This is a genomic window from Vreelandella xerophytica, from assembly GCF_968048975.1.
The window spans coordinates 1,876,207-1,894,366 of sequence record NZ_OZ309106.1 but is presented as its reverse complement, the minus strand read 5'-3'; the positions used below and the strand labels follow the sequence as shown (position 1 = coordinate 1,894,366).

Here is an 18,160-nt window from a genome sequence, read left to right as displayed (position 1 = left end):
AATGCTATTGAATGGGTGCGGTCAAGTAGGCAGCCCGTGAGACGACTTTTTTCCAAAGCGGCCGACTATTGATTTCATCGATCGTGATACGCCGACACTTTGAAAGATCCTCTTCCAGCATGTGGCTGACGCTGATGGCAAAATCGGGTGATGGGATATACGCCGTGATTTCGAAATTGAGCCGAAACGAGCGATTATCCAGGTTTACCGTGCCAACTGCGGCGGCCTCGGTGTCGATCAGAATGACTTTTTGATGGAGAAACCCAGGAAGATAACGGTATATTTTTACACCGGCACGCAACATGTCCGGCAAGAAGGAAAAGGCAGACAAAAAGACCAGTAAATGATCAGGTCGCTCGGGAATCATCACTCGCACATCGACCCCGCGCATTGCCGCCAGCCTGAGCGCATCCTGTACACCCTGGTCCGGTACGAAATAAGGGCTCGTGACCCACAGCCTGTCATTGGCGCTGTGAATGAGCTGTTGAATCAGCAGGCTCGCGGTATCGTGCTTGTCTGCCGGGCCGGAAGGTACGATGACGACCTGATGGTCTTCCTGCGCGTGATTCTCTGCATGCCAATTGAGAGTGATCACTTCGCCGGTGGCCCAGTGCCAATCTTCCCAAAAGGCTTCCTGCAGGCCGAGCACCCCAGGGCCCTGAAGCGCCAGATGAGTATCTCGCCAAGGGCCGTGGCGCGGGTCCTCCCCCATGTACTCCACGCCGACGTTAAATCCCCCTACCCACCCCTTCTTGCCATCGACCACCATGATCTTGCGATGATTACGAAAGTTGAGCTGGAAACGGTGCTTGAACCCCCGGGATGACCCGAAGGCACTGATTTCCACGCCTTCATAGGCCAACTCCTTGAAATAGCTATCTCGAAGCTTGCGGCTGCCCAGTTCGTCGTAGAGAAAATAGATGCGTACACCGCGCGAAGCCGCATCCATCAGATGCTGCTTGAGTCTTTTACCTAATCTGTCGTCTCGCACGATGAAAAACTGCAGCAAGAGGTAATCCTTGGCATCATCGATCCCCTGAAACAGGCTTTCAAAAGTAGCCTTGCCATCGATCAGAAGCTCGGCGTGGTTGCCCTTGGTCAGGGGCATCATGGCCAATTGTTCTACCGCTTGAATATCCGGCGTCGCGGGCAAGGAAATGTGCGGCTTCATATTGTTGCGATAGCGCCTGAGTACGCGTCTGAGCACGTTATCCTTGGCGCCTCGGGCGGTCACGTAGCCATAAAAGCGCGGGCGTCCAAAGAACCAGTACGCGGGCAGCGCAATGTAGGGAAATGTCAAAAGCGACATTATCCAGGCCACCGCGCCTTGCGAGGTGCGACTCGACATCAGCGCCATGACGGCCGAGACCATGCCCAACAGGTGAATGAGCATAATGCCCGTACCGATCAACCATGAGGTCATTACACTTTCCCCGCCATACATACTCCCTCTGAAGCGTTTCATATGCGCAAAAGCCCCGCAAGACGGGGCTTTCTTACTTTACTTACCAGCGCCAGTTTACGCGGACTGGGCGATGATTTCCTTCCATTTGGCCGGTCCTGTCTGGTGAACCGAAGTGCCCTGGGTATCCACAGCCACGGTCACCGGCATGTCTTCCACTTCGAACTCGTAGATGGCTTCCATTCCCAGATCTTCGAAGCCCACCACGCGAGATTTCTTGATCGCCTGGGCGACAAGATATGCCGAGCCACCCACCGCCATCAGATAAACCGCCTGATTGTCACGAATGGCCTCGATCGCTGCTTGGCCACGCTCGGCCTTGCCCACCATACCAAGAAGGCCAGTCTCTTCAAGCATCGTGCGGGTGAACTTGTCCATTCGTGTCGCGGTGGTCGGGCCAGCCGGGCCCACGACTTCGTCGCCGATCGGATCGACCGGGCCGACGTAATAGATGAAGCGCCCTTTCATGTCCACCGGCAGCGGCTCGCCTTTGGCGATCATGTCGGTCATGCGCTTATGCGCCGCATCACGGCCAGTCAAAAGCTTGCCGTTGAGCAACAGCGTATCGCCGGGTTGCCAGGTCTTGACCTCCTCGGCGGTGACAGTGTCGAGATTGACCCGCTTGACGTTGTCGCCCACTTCGCGGGTAATCTCAGGCCAATCCTCGAGCCTGGGTGCCTTCAAGGCCACCGGGCCCGAGCCGTCGAGGGTGAAATGGGCGTGACGGGTGGCCGCGCAGTTGGGAATGATCGCGACCGGCTTGTTGGCCGCGTGTGTCGGGTAATCCTTGACCTTGATATCGAGCACCGTGGTCAAACCGCCCAGGCCCTGGGCGCCGATGCCGGTTTTATTGACCTTGTCGAAAAGCTCCAGGCGTAGCTCTTCGGCGCGGTTGCTTGCCCCGCGCGCCTGCAAGTCCTGAATATCGATGGGATCGAGCAGCGCTTCCTTGGCGATCTCCATGGCTTTTTCAGCCGTACCACCGATACCGATACCCAGCATGCCCGGCGGACACCAGCCTGCTCCCATTTTAGGTAGCTGCTCGAGCACCCAGTCGACCACGCTGTCCGAGGGGTTGAGCATCGCGAACTTGGATTTTGCCTCGCTGCCGCCGCCCTTCGCTGCCACGTGGATATCGACCTTATCACCGGGGACGATCTTGTGGTGAATGATCGCTGGCGTGTTGTCCTTGGTATTTTGACGCTTGCCGTCCGGGTCGGCGAGTACCGAGGCGCGCAGGACATTATCAGGCAGAAGATAAGCGCGGCGAACGCCTTCGTTGACCATGTCGTCAAGGCTCATGTCCGCCTCCCAGGTAACGTTCATGCCAACATGAACGAATACCGTGACGATGCCGGTGTCCTGACAGATCGGACGATGACCCGTAGCGCACATTCGTGAATTGATCAGGATTTGCGCGATGGCATCTTTCGCGGCCGGATTCTCTTCGCGCTCGTAGGCATCCGCCATGGCGTCGATAAAGTCTTTCGGATGATAGTAGGAAATATACTGGAGGGCATCAGCGACACTTTGAATGACATCGTCCTGGCGGATCACGGTCATGAACAACTAGCTCCTGAGTTATCGGTTCAAGCGGCTATTTATCAAGCGATTTTAGAATCCGTTAGCCGTCTAGGTGTGGTGCGAGTATACCCGATTGAACATTGAGCGGCAGCTAGTTGCACTGTTAAAAAAAAGCAAGGAATCGTTGTCTTGTTTTTAAGATCAAAGCAAGATAACGGTATAATGCTTGATTCATCGAAGTGGCTGGCAACCTGGGCACGCGTAAAGCCTGCGCGAGCCGACCATCTGCCGCTGGATGACATCGCCGCAGCGATGGCACGAGAGCCCGGCACGCTCAAAAACGCTGAACCGCCATTGGCGACGAGTTTCACCAGCAGCCCTGGCCTGCTCGATCCAGGCTTGCCGATTGGTTACCCCAGCTTGCTTATAGGCTTTCCAAGTCGTGTCGATGATGATCCTTGCCAGATCCTCGCGCTTTTCAGGCGTTAAATCCATCGGGCGGGCCTTGGGATTGAGCTCGGCAAAAAAGAGGATCTCGGAGCGAAGGTAGTTGCCAAGCCCAGCCACGAGCCCCTGATCCAGCAGCAAGGCGCCCAGGCTTCTGCGGTGAAACCTCGTGTCTTCCAGACGCTTGACTACCCCTGCCACTGTTACACTCTGACTTAAAAGATCCGGCCCGAGACGCGCCAGAAAAGGGTGATCTTCGAGAGCGTGTTCATCAAGAAGCGCAATGTCCGATGCGCTGTACAAGCTGGCCGCCCTGCCCTCGGCAATTAACCGCGCACGCAGCGAACGATGGGTGTCGGGTGGTTGATGGGCATCATGCAGCTTCCATACACCATAAAGCTGGTTGTGTGAATAAAGCACCCGCCCGTTGGCGAAGCGAACCAGCATTGCCTTGCCCCGGGTCTCGACAGCCTCGACTTTTACATCGACCAGCGAATCTGCCTGGGCCTGCAGCTCGGTAAAGGCAAACCACGCATGCTCCAGTACCCGCCCACCAATCTGCTTTTCGATACGATCCGCCGCGCGGCGAATTTCAGGTCCTTCCGGCATGGTTACCCCAGCACCAGCTGCTTCTCTTTCATCTGATTGAGCTGGTCGCGCAGCCGCGCCGCCTCTTCGAACTCCAGATTCTGCGCTGCTTCAAACATCGCATCTTCAAGTTTGCCGATGGCGCCGTTCAGCTCCTGCTGGTTCATGGACGCGATATCGTACTCGACGGTCTGACCTTTCTTGCGATCCGAACCGCGGCGGCCATTGGTCTTTTTACCGCCCGGGGCCTGAGCGGCTTCCAGGATATCCGCCACCGAACGGGTCACGGTAGTAGGGGTAATTCCGTGCTTCTCGTTGTGCTCCATCTGCTTGATACGACGCCGCTCGGTTTCATCCATTGCGCGGCGCATGGAATCGGTAATGCGGTCGCCGTAGAGAATCGCCTTGCCATGTGCATTACGGGCTGCCCGGCCAATGGTCTGTATCAGCGAGCGCTCCGCGCGCAGGAAGCCTTCCTTGTCCGCATCCAGAATCGCCACCAGCGAGACCTCGGGAATATCGAGGCCCTCACGCAAGAGGTTGATCCCCACCAGCACGTCGAACTTGCCCAGGCGTAAATCACGAATGATTTCCACCCGCTCCACTGTGTCGATATCCGAATGCAGATAGCGTACGCGAACATCATGATCGTCCAGGTACTCGGTGAGATCTTCCGCCATGCGCTTGGTAAGCGTGGTAACCAGTACGCGCTCGCCCACCGCGGTACGCTTGTTGATCTCGGAGAGAAGATCATCGACCTGGGTACTGGCCGGGCGTACCTCGATCTCCGGGTCCAGAAGCCCGGTGGGCCGGACTACCTGTTCGACTACTTGCCCCGCGTGCTCGCCTTCGTAGTTGCCAGGGGTTGCCGAGACGAAAATGGTCTGCGGAGAGATCGACTCCCACTCCTCGAACTTCATGGGGCGATTATCAAGCGCCGAGGGCAGGCGAAAACCGTATTCCACCAGCGTTTCCTTGCGTGAGCGGTCGCCCTTGTACATGCCGCCTACCTGGGGAACGCTTACGTGAGACTCATCGATGAACAAAAGCGCATCATCGGGTAGATAGTCGAAGAACGTCGGCGGCGCCTCGCCGGGATTGCGCCCGGAAAGATAGCGTGAGTAGTTTTCGATACCGTTGCAGTAGCCAAGCTCCAGCATCATCTCGATATCGTAAAGCGTACGCTGCTCCAGACGCTGGGCCTCTACAAGGCGTTCGTGCTTGCGCAGCCATTCCAGACGCTCCTTGAGCTCGGCCTTGATGGAATCGATCGCCTCGAGAATGGTTTCCCGCGGTGTCACGTAGTGGGATTTGGGATAGACCGTCATCCGCGGCACCTGGCCACGCACGTCCCCCGTAAGCGGGTCGAACAGACGGATGGAGTCGATCTCGTTATCAAAAAGCTCTACGCGTACCGCTTCATCCTCGGCGTCTGCGGGGAAGATATCGATGACATCGCCACGCACCCGGTAAGTGCCGCGGCGAAAATCCATATCGTTGCGCGTGTACTGAAGCTCTGCCAGCCGGCGCAGGAAGGCGCGCTGGTCGATCAGCTCGCCACGGCTGAAGTGCAGGCGCATCTTCAGGTACTGATCCGGGTCACCCAGGCCATAGATGGCCGACACCGATACCACGATCAACGCATCGCGCCGCTCCAGCAGGGCTTTCGTTGCGGAAAGACGCATCTGTTCGATGTGATCGTTGATCGATGCATCCTTTTCGATGAACGTATCCGAAGAGGGAACGTAGGCCTCGGGCTGATAATAGTCGTAATAGGAAACGAAGTACTCGACGGCATTATCGGGAAAGAAGGCCTTGAATTCGCCGTAAAGCTGCGCGGCGAGGGTCTTGTTGGGGGCCATGACAATGGTCGGGCGCTGCAGCTGTTGTACAACGTTGGCCATGGTGAACGTCTTGCCCGAGCCCGTCACCCCCAGCAGCGTTTGATGGGCAAGCCCCGACTCGAGCCCGCTGATCAAACTCTTGATGGCGTTCGGCTGATCGCCGGCGGGCTGAAACTTCGACGTTAGCCGGAACTCTTTGCTCATCGTCACTCCAATCAGAAAAATCGTTCTTCACCCAGCATTCAGCTGAGTGAGCTCAACTGCGTCGTAATCGTCACGCTCGCCTGGGTCATCAGGCGCTGGATAGGGCAGCGCTCGCTTATATCCAGAAGCCTCGCCCGCATCGCCTCATCCAGCGGGCCGTGGCACTCGAGCTGCACCTCAAGTCGGTAACGACCCTCGCGCTCTTCGTTGTCATCTCGGGAAACCGTTACGGTGATACCTTCCAGAGGCCACTGCTTGCGCTTGGCGTACATCTGCACGGTAATGGCCTTGCAGCTGCCCAGCGCCATATCGAAGTAATCGTGAGGGTCCGGGTCTTGCCCATCACCGCCGAGCCCGGCGGGGGCGTCGGCATGAAGTGCTTCGACGTTTTCAACATCGATGCGATTTCGAAACGTCTTGTTGCGTTCACTGATAATGGTGATGGGCTGTCGCATCAATAGACCTCGATATCGAGTTTAAGATCCTTCACAGCCTTGATGAGCGTGGGATGACTTGCGCGCCCTTCCACTTCCGCCCCGTGACGACCCACTTCAGCGCTTTCCACGCCGTCAAGCATCATCAGGGCAGTGGTGATCTTATTGACCTCGTCGGCACTCTGGACGCCTTTGAAGGTAAGGGATTGATAAGCCATGACACATCCTTCTCTTGAAAACTGACGGTGAGCGCCAGCGAACCTATGCAAGACTGATACAGAGAATGCAGTCTAGCACGGCCGGGACACCTTGCAATTGCCACCGCAAGGCCGCACCTGTGAGTAACAGTGTTAGGCTAGAACCCACGCCTACCTTTTTTTAGTGGAGCTTTCATGGTAACTGAGCAATCGACTTCATTTTACGGCGAGGTCTCTCTGGATCACTTGAGTGTGCTGGACATCAGAGGCGCTGATGTCGAAAAGTTCCTGCAGGGACAAACCAGCGCCCAGGTGAGCCTGGCCAACGGCGTCTTCGCGCCGCTTACCTGCTTTTGCACGCCCAAAGGACGTATTATCGCCAATGGTCAACTTTTCAGGGTGGTCGATAACCACTTCAGGCTGTTGATCAGCAGCACGCTTGCCGGCAATCTGGCAACCCATCTGAAAAAGTTCGCGGTGTTCTACCGCGCCGAGTTGAGCGTCGAAACCGGACTTGCCTTGATTGGCGCGGGGCCGGAGCAGGCCAGCGCGAAGGCAAGGAGCCTTGGGCTGACCTTGCCGGGTAACGCTTATCTGCAAGACGGGGACGAGAAAGCCTGCGTACTGCGCTTGCCCGGTGAAGAGCGCTATCTTTTCTGCCTGGAAGCGGCGCAGCCCGAGGCGTCAGATACGGATGAAACGCAGCGTAATGCCTGGCAACTGGCGGATATTCAAAGCGGCCTCGCCTGGCTGACGGATGCACAAACAGACCACTTCCTGCCCCAGATGATCAACTGGGAAGCACTTGGCGGTATCAGCTTCAAGAAGGGGTGCTATACCGGCCAGGAGGTCGTGGCCCGCGCGCATTTTCGTGGTCAGGTGAAAAAACGTCTGGTACGGGCGCACTTGATGAGTGACACACTTCCCAAGGTAGGTCAGTCACTGACGGATGAAAACACAAAAGGCCTGGGGGAAGTGGTCAACAGCGCCTTCAGTGACGAGCAGCAGGTGGCGCTTCTGGCGGTGGTTGCCACCAAGGTGATGGACACACCGCAGGCGCTCTTTCTTGAAGGCCAACCGGTAACTCTTGAAGAGGTACCCTATCCCGTCGAGCGTCTGGATCCTGAAAAACTGTCGGCAAGCCTCGTCGCCTCTTGAGGCATTTCGTTTCTTCAAAAGCGCAGATTGAAAAGGCGCGCGGCGTTGCGAGTACTAGACGCCGCCACCTCTTCCACGGGCTGATTGCGAAGCCGTGCCACGGTTTCGCATACTCTGGATATCTGGCTTGGCTCGTTGCGCCGACCCTGGCCGCCGCTGAGGGGCATGTCAGGGCTATCGGTTTCCAGCACGAACGCGTCACTTGGTAATTGTTTGATCACCCGGTGCAGACGCTGGGCACGATCATAGGTTGCCGCCCCTCCCAGGCCCAGCACATACCCCAGATCCAGGAACTTGCTTGCCTGCTCGTAGGAGCCCGAGAACGCGTGAATCAAGCCCGCCCTGGGTAGCGCCAGCTGGTGAAGGCGTTTGCCCACCTCGTCGTTGGCCTTGACGCAGTGGATGACCACCGGCAAATGATGGGACTTGGCGAGCTTGAGTTGACTATCGAAGTAGTGCCACTGGCGCTCCAGGCTCTGATCGAAGCGGGCATCGATCCCGCACTCGCCCACGCCGACCACACCGGGCACGTGCAACTGTTCATCCAGCCGGGCCAGATCCTCCGGGTCGTGTTCGTCGACAAAATAGGGATGCAGACCCAGGCAGTGGCTCATGTCCGAGCGCTCGCCCAGGGCCTTGACCTGTGGCCAACGCTTGCGCGTCGTACCGGGCACGACAAAATGGCAAACCCCCTCTTCCCTGGCCGCCTCTATTACGCGATCGAAATCATCGTCGAAATCGCTGAAATCCAGATGGCAGTGGGCGTCGACCAGCATAGGTGCTCCAGACAGACAGAATGGCGGTTCGAAGGATCAATGCTCGCGGGTAGGCTGAAAGCGGATGTCCGGCCAGCGCTCCTGAGTCATCTGCAGGTTTACCCTTGTAGGCGCAATATAGGTGAGATACCCACCGCCGTCGATGGCCAGGTTGGTACTCGCCTTGCGCTTGAACTCCTCGAGCATCTTGGCGTCATTGCAGTACACCCAGCGAGCGGTCTGTACGTTGACCCCTTCATAGATACAGTCGACCTTATACTCCTCCTTGAGGCGGTGGGCGACCACATCGAACTGAAGCGTACCCACTGCCCCCAGAATCAGGTCATTGTTATCCATCGGCATGAAGACCTGGGTAGCCCCCTCTTCGGAAAGCTGCTGCAAGCCTTTTTGCAGCGCTTTCATCTTGAGCGGGTCTTTCAGGCGAACGCGCTTGAACAATTCAGGAGCGAAATGGGGAATGCCGGTAAAACGCATATCCTCGCCCACGGTAAAGGTATCGCCAATCTGCACCGTGCCATGGTTATGCAGGCCGATGATATCGCCAGGCCATGCCTCTTCCACCTGAGAACGGTCCGAGGCCATGAACGTCAGCGCATCGGCGATCTTGATATCCTTGCCTATCCGCACGTGGCGCATCTTCATGTTCTTTTCGTACTTGCCCGAGCATACCCGCAAAAACGCGATGCGATCGCGATGATTGGGGTCCATGTTCGCCTGGATCTTGAAAACGAATCCGGAGAAGCGTTCGTCCTGAGCGGCCACTTCACGGGCATCGGTTTCCCGAGGCTGAGGCGGCGGGGCGTACTTTACAAAGCCATCGAGCATTTCACGCACGCCAAAGTTGCCCATGGCGGTACCGAAATAGACTGGTGTCAGCGCGCCACGCCGATAGGCATCCAGGTCGAACGCATGGGAGGCGCCACGCACCAGCTCGATTTCCATGCGAAGCTCCTCGGCCTGTTCTTCACCGAGTACTCTCTGTACTTCCGGATTATCAAGCCCCTCGATACGTTTATCATCGGGGATGCGGCTGCCCTGGCCCTGCGTATACAGATGGATCACATCATCATAGAGGTGATAGACCCCCTTGAAGTGGCGTCCCATGCCGATGGGCCAGGTCATGGGGGCGCACTGGATATTGAGAACCGTCTCGACTTCATCCATCACTTCGATCGGGTCGCGAATATCCCGGTCCATCTTGTTGATGAAGGTGAGAATCGGTGTGGTACGCAGCCGACATACTTCCATCAGCTTGATGGTCCGGTCTTCGACCCCTTTCGCGCCGTCGATGACCATCAAAGCGGAGTCCACCGCTGTCAGCGTGCGGTAGGTATCCTCGGAAAAATCCTCGTGACCCGGAGTATCGAGCAGGTTCACGATGCGCCCGCCATATGGGAACTGCATCACCGAGGTAGTCACCGAGATACCCCGCTCCTGCTCCATCTTCATCCAGTCGGACGTGGCGTGGCGGTCGTTGCGCTTGCTTTTCACCGAGCCCGCCATCTGAATGGCGTTTCCAAACAGCAGCATCTTCTCGGTGATGGTGGTCTTGCCCGCATCCGGGTGCGATATGATCGCGAAGGTACGTCTAAGCTCTGCTTCACGCGCTAACTGAGTCTCTTTCATCTTGCCTCTATCAAATTAATACCCAGCGGTATACAGCCTTTAGCACTGCCGTGACTGGATGATTCAGAATTGGGCGAGATTGTAACGTTCTGGCGGTATCGGTGCCACGCCCTTTGGAAAAGCAGCTTGCCTACCTTGAACCAGAGGCGAAAAACAGAGACAAAAAAAGAGCCGCTCGAGGCGACTCTTTCTGGTAGTGAGAACAGCGGTTAAGAACACGCAGGGAAAGTCCGCGGGAACTGCACCTAGGCGTAGGTGTTGATCTGCGTACCCACACTGCCCTCGCGAGCCAGATCGGGCTGGGCGCGCAGATTGGCGCTGGCCAGCACTTCAGTGACCTGCTGGGCCTGCATATCCAGGGCCTGACGGAATAGCTGCATCTGGGCCTGTTCGGCGGTCTGCGCCTGATTCATGTAGAGTGCGGTACTGACGGCGTGACTGGCTGCGATATCCATTATCTCATCTCCTGTAAATACCGTATGCCAACCAAGCCTAGCAAAGCCTTCAAGATCCCACCAGCCTCATCACACCGGATACGCCGTTAGAAGCGATCGGCACGAAACGGCGCCATATCGATGGCCGTGGGCTTGCCCTCCATCAGGTCGGCCAAAAGCTCTCCGGTGGCAGGCCCTAACGTGAAACCCTGATGCCCATGGCCAAAGGCGAACCATAGCCCCTTGTGACGCGGTGCGGGGCCGATGATGGGCTTCATGTCCGGCAAACAGGGTCTTGCACCCTTCCAGGCAGCCTGTTCGCGGCGCTCACCGATCGGGAATACCTGACGGGCGACTTTTTCTGCCGCACCCAACTGCTGTTCGTCGGCAGGCGACTCCAGGCGATCGAGTTCAGCGCCGGTCGTCAGCCGCACGCCCGCGTTCATGGGCGCCAGCAGATAACCCACTTCAGCATCCATCAACCAGTAGTGAAGCTTGGCATCGGGCCTTGTGGCGTAATGCATATGGTAGCCACGCTTCACGAAGGTGGGAATCTGATACCCCAGGTTGGCAGCCCACTGACCCGCCCAAGGGCCCAGCGCCATCACCACATCGTCCGGGGTCAGGGTTTGCTGGTCGGTCATCACCTCGAAGCCTTCGCCTTTCTGAACAACGTTTTGGATATCCGCCTGCAGAATGCGCCCGCCAAGCCGGGTAAACGATTGCGCATAAGCCGCCACCAGGGCCCCCGGGTCCGCGACGGTCCAGGGGTCGAGCCAGTGAATCGCCCCGATGATCTCTTTACCGATATCGGGTTCTTTCTCTTCCAGCGCCTCGCGGTCCAGTACGTCAAAGCGAACGTCGAAAAGTGCCCTCGCCTCTTCGGCCTCCTGGACACGTCTGGCAAGCTTCTCCGGGGTGCGATAAATCTCGAGCCAGCCCTCACGACGCACCAGATGCCCCGCATTGGCGGCATCGATCATCGGCCCGTGAGCATCCAGACAAAGCTTGATGATGGAGGCGTACTCGGGAACGATCTTCTTGTAAAGCCTTGACGAAGAGTTGTGCCAGTAACTTAAAAGAGGCGAAAACGCGTTAAGCATACCGCCCGGGCGGTAGCGGATATCCACTCGCTTGTTGGGCAATACGCTCAGAATGGTCTTCATGTCACGGGGAAAGGCGTAGGGCCTGACCGCCTCACGCTGAATGATACCGGCATTACCGTAGGAGGTTTCACGCCCGGGCTGGCGCCGGTCGACCAGCGTGACATCGCAGCCGCGCTTTTGAAGATGCCAGGCAATACTCACCCCGACCATGCCCGCACCCAGTACGACTACGCGACGCTGCCCCATTTGTTCTCTCCCGAATGTGCCTGTTGGTATAACCACTTGATAACGTCGTGAAAAATATCACCAACCCAAGCGCTTTTGTACAGTCGAAAAAACTTTATTACCCTAAAATAAAAGCACGCTTTATCGGATATAAAGATTATTCAGCCTTTTTTATCGAAAAATAGACAAACACAGCAAATTACACTGCCAGCTTTTTAAACCCAGGCACACGAGGATAAAACGGTTTTGAAGTCCGTATATATAGACCAATAAAACTCAGAAAGCAGAAAGCAGAAAGCAGAAAGCAGAAAGCAGAAAGCAGAAAGCAGAAAGCAGAAAGCAGAAAGCAGAAAGCAGAAAGCAGAAAGCAGAAAAGCGTACAGGACGCTTGAGGTTTGAAACTGATTTTTGAAAGTGAAGCAGAAGATTCGAAAAGAAGGGAAATACGAAGAGGGAGAAAGGTTACTGGGGTGGATGATGGGGATCGAACCCACGACCACCGGAGCCACAATCCGGGGCTCTACCACTGAGCTACATCCACCACAACCTGAAACCTTTGTACTGACAGCCTTTCTACCGAGTCATCAATGGGGTGGATGATGGGGATCGAACCCACGACCACCGGAGCCACAATCCGGGGCTCTACCACTGAGCTACATCCACCATTGACGATCGTACGAAATGCCATGCCTGCGTCTTGACTCATCAGCGACCACGCTTTGTGGCACGCCCAGCAGGACTTGAACCCGCAACCTACGGCTTAGAAGGCCGTTGCTCTATCCGGTTGAGCTATGGGCGCACTAAAAGCATTCCTACCGCTGAATACCGATGAGCACTTGACCACAGCCAACGCCTGAAAAAAGCAAGTTGCCAACTTCCGCGTGAGGCATGTGGTCGGGATGGAGGGATTCGAACCCCCGACATCCTGCTCCCAAAGCAGGCGCGCTACCAGACTGCGCTACATCCCGATTACTACCTTTGACGCTGCCGCTTAGCCCGTCTCAAGCGAGGCACATACTACTATTTTTAATTTTAAAGTCAACACTTAAAGCGTTCGATGGGATAGTCGCTTTGCCTGTCAGGCCCAACATGCGAAAATTGATGATTCGCTGGCGCGCCAACCCCGCCCCGGCCATTTGACTCGCTCTTCAACTCCATAGGGACCCCCTTACATGACCGCCCAACTCATCGATGGCAAAACCATCGCCGCTAATGTCCGCCATCGTGTTGCCGAGAAAACCGCCGCCCGTCTTCAGGCCGGCGCTCGCGCCCCCGGATTAGCCGTGGTAGTGGTTGGCGATGACCCGGCCTCTCATGTGTACGTCAGCAATAAACACCGCGCCTGCGACCAGGCCGGTATCCTGTCATTTCAGCATGAATTGCCCGCCGATACGTCCCAGCACGAACTTGAAGCGCTGGTGGACCAGCTCAACGATGACCCCCGCGTCGATGGCATCCTGGTACAGCTGCCGCTGCCCTCACACATGGACACCCGGCCCATTCTCGAACGTATTCGTCCGGACAAGGATGTCGATGGCTTTCATCCTTACAACCTGGGTCGGCTGGCACAGCGTATGCCTGCTCTTCGCCCGTGCACGCCAAAGGGGATCATGACACTGCTGGCCGAGGCCGGCATTGAAGTTCGCGGGCTGGACGCCACGGTCGTCGGTGCCTCCAACATCGTCGGCCGCCCCATGGCGCTGGAACTCATGCTTGCAGGCTGCACGACCACGGTATGCCACCGCTTCACCCAGAACCTGGAGTCACACGTCAGCCGTGCCGATCTGGTCGTGGTCGCCGTAGGCAAACCGGGGCTGGTCAAGGGTGAGTGGATCAAACCGGGTGCTGTGGTAATCGACGTGGGCATCAACCGTCAGGAGGACGGGACGCTGTCCGGTGATGTGGATTTCGCAGCGGCCGCCGAGCGGGCAAGTTTCATTACCCCGGTTCCGGGCGGTGTAGGCCCCATGACCGTGGCCACGTTGCTTGAAAACACCCTCGAGGCCGCCGAAGCCCACGACGCCTGAAGCGCCAAGAGCGCTACCTTACATACCGTACTGACCAAAGGAGTAACGCCAGGTGCAACGCATTGGAATTATCGGCGCAATGGCGCAAGAAGTTAAAACACTGGCAGGCCAGCTCGAAGACGCAAGGCGCTACGAACACGCAGGCTTCATCTTTTACACCGGTACGCGCCACGGCCTTGAGGTGATCGTGCTGCAATCAGGTATCGGCAAGGTCAATGCTGCGGTGGGCACCGCCATCTTGCTCGAGCGCCATCAGCCCGACGCCATCATCAACACCGGTTCGGCGGGCGGTTTCGCAGAAGATCTGGATATCGGCGATATCATTATCTCAAGCGAGGTGCGCCATCACGATGTGGATGCGGTAGTCTTCGGCTACGAGATCGGCCAGGTTCCCGGCATGCCTGCGGCCTATGTCGCGGATGCTCATCTAGGCAACGTGGCCAAGAAGGTCATCAGGGAACTGGGTGAAGTCAAGGTACGCGAAGGCCTGATTGCTACCGGCGATGCCTTCATGGCCGATCCCGCACGGGTCGCGGCCACTCGGGCACAGTTTCCGGACATGCTGGCCGTCGAGATGGAAGCCGCAGCCATCGCCCAGACCTGCCATCTTTATGGCTGCCCTTTCGTGGTGATTCGTGCGCTTTCCGATATCCCCGGCGCCGGCGACAATCATCTCTCCTTCGAGCAGTTTCTGGACATCGCGGCGGATCACTCCTCGCGCATGGTCGACCAGATGCTGTCAGTACTGGGCCAGCGCCAGCAGTAAAATCGCGCTGAAGACCCTGACCTGGCTACAAAAAAAGCGCCTGCCACGTTGGCAGGCGCTTTTTTATAACCGATCTTGCAACCCGTGAAGGAAGGCCTGTGCCACCTCGTGCTCGTAGCGGTAGTAGGTCCATTGCCCCACGCGCCGGGACGAGACCAGCCCCGCACGGGCAAGCGTCGATAGATAAAGCGAAATGGTCGGCTGAGAGAGACCGGATTTCTCGCGAATATGACTGACACACACTCCACCCTGGGGCGCGGTTTCCTTCTGAGCCGGAAAGTGGCGCTCCGGCTCTTTCAACCAGGTGAGTATGTCGAGACGCACCGGGTTCGCCAGCGCGCTTAAAACGGTATTGATGTCCATGATCACGGCCAATGGCGAAAGCGTGATCATTATACGCGTTTAAGGCCACACTGCCGAGACGCTCTTGAGAGGCGGTTCAAAGAACCAGCTTATCCAGAGAACGGCTGTCAAAGTCGGAAAGCTCGTCAAGGCGGCCGTGTTCCACCTTGCGGGCCCACGCCGGGTCCGACAGTAGCGCCCGGCCAATGGCGATCAGGTCGAAGTGACCTTGAGCACGCCACTGGGCGAGCTCTTCCACATTGACGCGGCTTTTGGAGGTCGGGTCCTCCGTGCGGGTGAAGTGGCCCGTGCGGAAGGTACGGTCGAGCCCGACGCTACCCACCGCAATCACGGGCTTGCCGGTCAACTCGCGTGTCCAGGTCGCCAGGGTCTTGTCGCTGCCTTTGAAGCCAGGCTCCCAGACCCGGCGCGTACTGGCATGAAAGATATCCACGCCATCATCGGCCAGAGGCTTCAGGATCTCGCCCAGCGCGTCGGGGGTCTCGGCAATCAGCGCCGTGTAGTCCGAGAGTTTCCATTGGGAGAAGCGGAAGATGATCGGGAAGTCCGGCCCCACCGCTTCACGTACCGCACGTACGACCATGCGTGGAAAGCGCAGCCGGTTTTCGAGACTGCCGCCGTAGGCGTCGATGCGCTGGTTGCTCTCCGGCCACAGGAACTGATCGATCAGGTAACCGTGGGCGCCGTGAAGTTCGATACCGTCAAAACCGATACGCTGGGCGTCCATCGCCGCCCGGGCAAAGGAGGCGGCGACGTCCTGCATATCCGCCTCGGTCATCGCCTCGACCACTTCCAGGCCGTTCTCGACGATCGTCATCGGCCCGAATCCCGGCACGCTGGTTCGGGGCTCGATACCGGGGCGGCGCTCGCGACCCACGTGCCAAAGCTGAGGCACTATCTTGCCACCGGCGGCATGTACGCCTTCCACCACTCGTTGCCACCCCGCCAGCGCCTGTTCGCCATGAAAGGCCGGCACACTCGGATAGCCGTTGGCTCCCGGATGATCGATATAGGTGCCTTCCGTGATGATGAGTCCTACGCCGCCGGCGGCACGGCTCTTGTAGTATGCCGCTACTTCCTCGGTGGGCACCCCGCCGGGAGACTGATTACGCGTCATCGGTGCCATCACGATACGATTGGCCAGGGTAAGTGAACCCAGGGTGAACGATTCAAAGAGCGGGGCGGCGAGGGTTTCGGGTTTGACGGACATGCTTGCTTACCTATATATAGAAATATCTCAATATATAAACATCAATAGACGAACAAGGCAACCGTCGACGCGCCTCAACGCCTGAGGGCATAAAAAACGGGGCCCGAAAGCCCCGTTCACTTGACTGTGATCGTTACGCCTTGAGCGACCACGCCAGCTGCTCACCTGCCATCAATGGCACGATCGAGCAGTTGTCACCATAGGCGTAGCTTGCCGGGAGCATTTGAGGGCGGCGCTCCAGGGTGATGGTATCGGCATTCGGCTTCAGGCCATAGAACCGCGGCCCGTTCAGGCTGGCGAAGGCCTCGAGCCTGTCGAGCGCGCCCATCTGCTCGAAGGCGGTAGCATAAAGCTCGATAGCCACAGGTGCGGTATAAGCGCCTGCGCAGCCACAGCTCGACTCCTTGTCGTTTTTCTCGTGAGGGGCGCTATCGGTGCCCAGGAAAAACTTCGGACTACCGCTGGTGGCGGCTTTCAAAAGCGCCTGGCGATGCTGTTCGCGTTTCAGGATCGGCAGGCAGTAATAGTGTGGACGAATGCCCCCGGCGAGCATCTTGTTACGGTTGAAAAGCAGATGATGCGCGGTAATCGTGGCGGCTAGATTCTCCGGGCCCGCCGCAACGAACTCGGCCGCCTGCTGGGTGGTGATATGCTCGCACACCACCTTGAGCTCGGGGTGGCGGGCCAGCAGTGGCTTCAGGACACGCTCGATGAAGGCCGCTTCCCGGTCGAAGATATCGATATCGCTGTCGGTCACTTCACCGTGAATCAGAAGCGGCATGCCGAGCTTCGCCATCATGGTGATCGCGCTATCGCAATGGGCGATATCGGTCACGCCGGAGGCGGAATTGGTGGTGGCCCCCGCGGGGTAAAGCTTTACCGCCTTGATCATGCCACTGGCGTGGGCCTTTTCAATCTCCTCTGCCGTGGTGGTGTCGGTGAGATAAAGCGTCATCAGAGGTTCGAAGCGGTAGGCAGGATCCACAGCGCTCATGATACGCGCCCGGTAGGCGAGTGCCTGCTCGGTGGTGGTGACGGGGGGCTTGAGGTTGGGCATGATGATCGCCCGTCCCATCTGTGTAGCGGTATGGTTCACCACGGCATCCAGCACCTGATCGTCGCGCAGGTGAAGGTGCCAGTCATCGGGGCGGGTCAACGTAATGGAGTCCACGGTCAATCCTGTCTCAGCGGTGGGAGGTAAGGCGTTGGCCTGTAGTATACCTAAACGCCGAAGGGTATGAATCCAGCCGCTCGAACCCGGTACTAAATCCTATCGCCTTGCCGACAGCGCTTTACAAGTGTCGTATCATAGCGCCCACATAACCCGCTCAAGGATTTTGGTTGCATATGCAAAACGTCAGGCGCTATGCAGACATTCTCACCAGTATCGAAGGACTGATGTGGCTTGCGCTTGCCTGGTCCATCTCCATCTCGATGCACAAAGGGAGCACCGAGCCTACCCTGGCCATGCTCTTCGTGGTCGGTGCGATGCTGCTGTTCAGCTGGGCACATAAGCCGATGCGCTATCTGCTGCGCCGTTACCATGTACGCAAGCGGCGCACCGACATGTGGATCCATACTCTGGCGCTGCCGCTTCTGCTGGCCATGCTGCTGCACATTCTGCTGGAAGCCTTGGTGGGACGCGCGTGGCTACCGCCCAAGATACTGGTGTTCAACCTCCTGGCCACCGCCGGCTGGCTTACCTATGTGATGACGCTGTTCATCAAGTTCATCATTCATAGCGTTAAAACCTCGGGCAAATGACCGTT

17 protein-coding genes and 4 tRNA genes are annotated in these 18,160 nt (G+C 57.6%); 4 read left to right on the top strand and 17 right to left on the bottom strand.

Annotation, left to right across the window (positions count from 1 at the left end):
* Positions 1 to 4 precede the first annotated feature (4 nt).
* The 6 genes from cls to ACWF8S_RS09000 form a co-directional block, all read right to left on the bottom strand.
* Positions 5 to 1,423 (bottom strand): cardiolipin synthase, encoded by a 1,419-nt coding sequence (gene cls, locus ACWF8S_RS09025; protein WP_447552993.1) that lies wholly within the window; start codon positions 1,421 to 1,423, stop codon positions 5 to 7.
* A 96-nt stretch (positions 1,424 to 1,519) separates the two neighbouring features.
* A complete protein-coding gene (locus ACWF8S_RS09020; RefSeq protein WP_447556532.1) occupies positions 1,520 to 3,025 on the bottom strand; it encodes a fumarate hydratase in 1,506 nt (501 codons plus the stop codon).
* Positions 3,026 to 3,217: 192 nt separating this feature from the next.
* A complete protein-coding gene (nei, locus tag ACWF8S_RS09015) occupies positions 3,218 to 4,042 on the bottom strand; it encodes an endonuclease VIII (RefSeq protein ID WP_447556531.1) in 825 nt (274 codons plus the stop codon).
* 2 nt (positions 4,043 to 4,044) lie between these two features.
* Positions 4,045 to 6,069, bottom strand: a complete 2,025-nt coding sequence (uvrB, locus tag ACWF8S_RS09010; RefSeq protein ID WP_447556530.1) for an excinuclease ABC subunit UvrB — start codon at positions 6,067 to 6,069, stop codon at positions 4,045 to 4,047.
* A gap of 38 nt (positions 6,070 to 6,107) precedes the next feature.
* Complete coding sequence (locus ACWF8S_RS09005) at positions 6,108 to 6,524, bottom strand: OsmC family protein (RefSeq protein ID WP_447556529.1); 417 nt, start codon at positions 6,522 to 6,524, stop codon at positions 6,108 to 6,110.
* A complete protein-coding gene (locus tag ACWF8S_RS09000) occupies positions 6,524 to 6,721 on the bottom strand; it encodes a hypothetical protein (RefSeq protein WP_447556528.1) in 198 nt (65 codons plus the stop codon). The genes ACWF8S_RS09005 and ACWF8S_RS09000 overlap by 1 nt, the downstream gene beginning before the upstream one ends.
* Positions 6,722 to 6,895: 174 nt before the next feature.
* On the opposite strand from ACWF8S_RS09000, the gene ygfZ reads away from it, so the two are divergent.
* The gene (gene ygfZ / locus ACWF8S_RS08995) at positions 6,896 to 7,858 is read left to right on the top strand and encodes a CAF17-like 4Fe-4S cluster assembly/insertion protein YgfZ (RefSeq protein ID WP_447556527.1); all 963 of its coding nucleotides are present in this window, start codon (positions 6,896 to 6,898) and stop codon (positions 7,856 to 7,858) included.
* Between the two features lie 14 nt (positions 7,859 to 7,872).
* Here the strand turns inward: ygfZ and ACWF8S_RS08990 are convergent, their stop codons facing one another.
* The 8 genes from ACWF8S_RS08990 to ACWF8S_RS08955 form a co-directional block, all read right to left on the bottom strand.
* Positions 7,873 to 8,634, bottom strand: a complete 762-nt coding sequence (locus ACWF8S_RS08990; RefSeq protein ID WP_447556526.1) for a TatD family hydrolase — start codon at positions 8,632 to 8,634, stop codon at positions 7,873 to 7,875.
* Positions 8,635 to 8,670: 36 nt separating this feature from the next.
* On the bottom strand, positions 8,671 to 10,260 hold the full coding sequence (locus ACWF8S_RS08985; RefSeq protein WP_447556525.1) for a peptide chain release factor 3: 1,590 nt from the start codon (positions 10,258 to 10,260) through the stop codon (positions 8,671 to 8,673).
* 245 nt (positions 10,261 to 10,505) lie between these two features.
* A complete protein-coding gene (locus ACWF8S_RS08980) occupies positions 10,506 to 10,715 on the bottom strand; it encodes a putative motility protein (RefSeq protein WP_447556524.1) in 210 nt (69 codons plus the stop codon).
* A gap of 86 nt (positions 10,716 to 10,801) precedes the next feature.
* A complete protein-coding gene (locus tag ACWF8S_RS08975; RefSeq protein ID WP_447556523.1) occupies positions 10,802 to 12,046 on the bottom strand; it encodes an NAD(P)/FAD-dependent oxidoreductase in 1,245 nt (414 codons plus the stop codon).
* A 445-nt stretch (positions 12,047 to 12,491) separates the two neighbouring features.
* A tRNA-His gene (locus tag ACWF8S_RS08970) sits at positions 12,492 to 12,566 on the bottom strand.
* Positions 12,567 to 12,613: 47 nt separating this feature from the next.
* Positions 12,614 to 12,688: transfer RNA gene (locus ACWF8S_RS08965), tRNA-His, on the bottom strand.
* 59 nt (positions 12,689 to 12,747) lie between these two features.
* Positions 12,748 to 12,824: transfer RNA gene (locus ACWF8S_RS08960), tRNA-Arg, on the bottom strand.
* A 92-nt stretch (positions 12,825 to 12,916) separates the two neighbouring features.
* Positions 12,917 to 12,993, bottom strand: a tRNA-Pro gene (locus ACWF8S_RS08955).
* A gap of 204 nt (positions 12,994 to 13,197) precedes the next feature.
* Here ACWF8S_RS08955 and folD point away from each other — a divergent pair.
* Positions 13,198 to 14,052, top strand: coding sequence for a bifunctional methylenetetrahydrofolate dehydrogenase/methenyltetrahydrofolate cyclohydrolase FolD (gene folD / locus ACWF8S_RS08950; protein WP_447556522.1), 855 nt, complete (start codon positions 13,198 to 13,200; stop codon positions 14,050 to 14,052).
* A 52-nt stretch (positions 14,053 to 14,104) separates the two neighbouring features.
* Positions 14,105 to 14,818: a 5'-methylthioadenosine/S-adenosylhomocysteine nucleosidase gene (gene mtnN / locus ACWF8S_RS08945; protein WP_447556521.1), complete on the top strand. Its 714-nt coding sequence runs from the start codon at positions 14,105 to 14,107 to the stop codon at positions 14,816 to 14,818.
* A gap of 63 nt (positions 14,819 to 14,881) precedes the next feature.
* Here the strand turns inward: mtnN and ACWF8S_RS08940 are convergent, their stop codons facing one another.
* The 3 genes from ACWF8S_RS08940 to pyrC form a co-directional block, all read right to left on the bottom strand.
* Complete coding sequence (locus ACWF8S_RS08940) at positions 14,882 to 15,211, bottom strand: ArsR/SmtB family transcription factor (protein ID WP_447556519.1); 330 nt, start codon at positions 15,209 to 15,211, stop codon at positions 14,882 to 14,884.
* 46 nt (positions 15,212 to 15,257) lie between these two features.
* The gene (locus tag ACWF8S_RS08935; protein WP_447556517.1) at positions 15,258 to 16,391 is read right to left on the bottom strand and encodes an NADH:flavin oxidoreductase; all 1,134 of its coding nucleotides are present in this window, start codon (positions 16,389 to 16,391) and stop codon (positions 15,258 to 15,260) included.
* Positions 16,392 to 16,524: 133 nt separating this feature from the next.
* Positions 16,525 to 17,562 (bottom strand): dihydroorotase, encoded by a 1,038-nt coding sequence (pyrC, locus tag ACWF8S_RS08930; protein WP_447556516.1) that lies wholly within the window; start codon positions 17,560 to 17,562, stop codon positions 16,525 to 16,527.
* A 176-nt stretch (positions 17,563 to 17,738) separates the two neighbouring features.
* On the opposite strand from pyrC, the gene ACWF8S_RS08925 reads away from it, so the two are divergent.
* On the top strand, positions 17,739 to 18,155 hold the full coding sequence (locus tag ACWF8S_RS08925) for a hypothetical protein (RefSeq protein WP_447556515.1): 417 nt from the start codon (positions 17,739 to 17,741) through the stop codon (positions 18,153 to 18,155).
* Positions 18,156 to 18,160 lie beyond the last annotated feature (5 nt).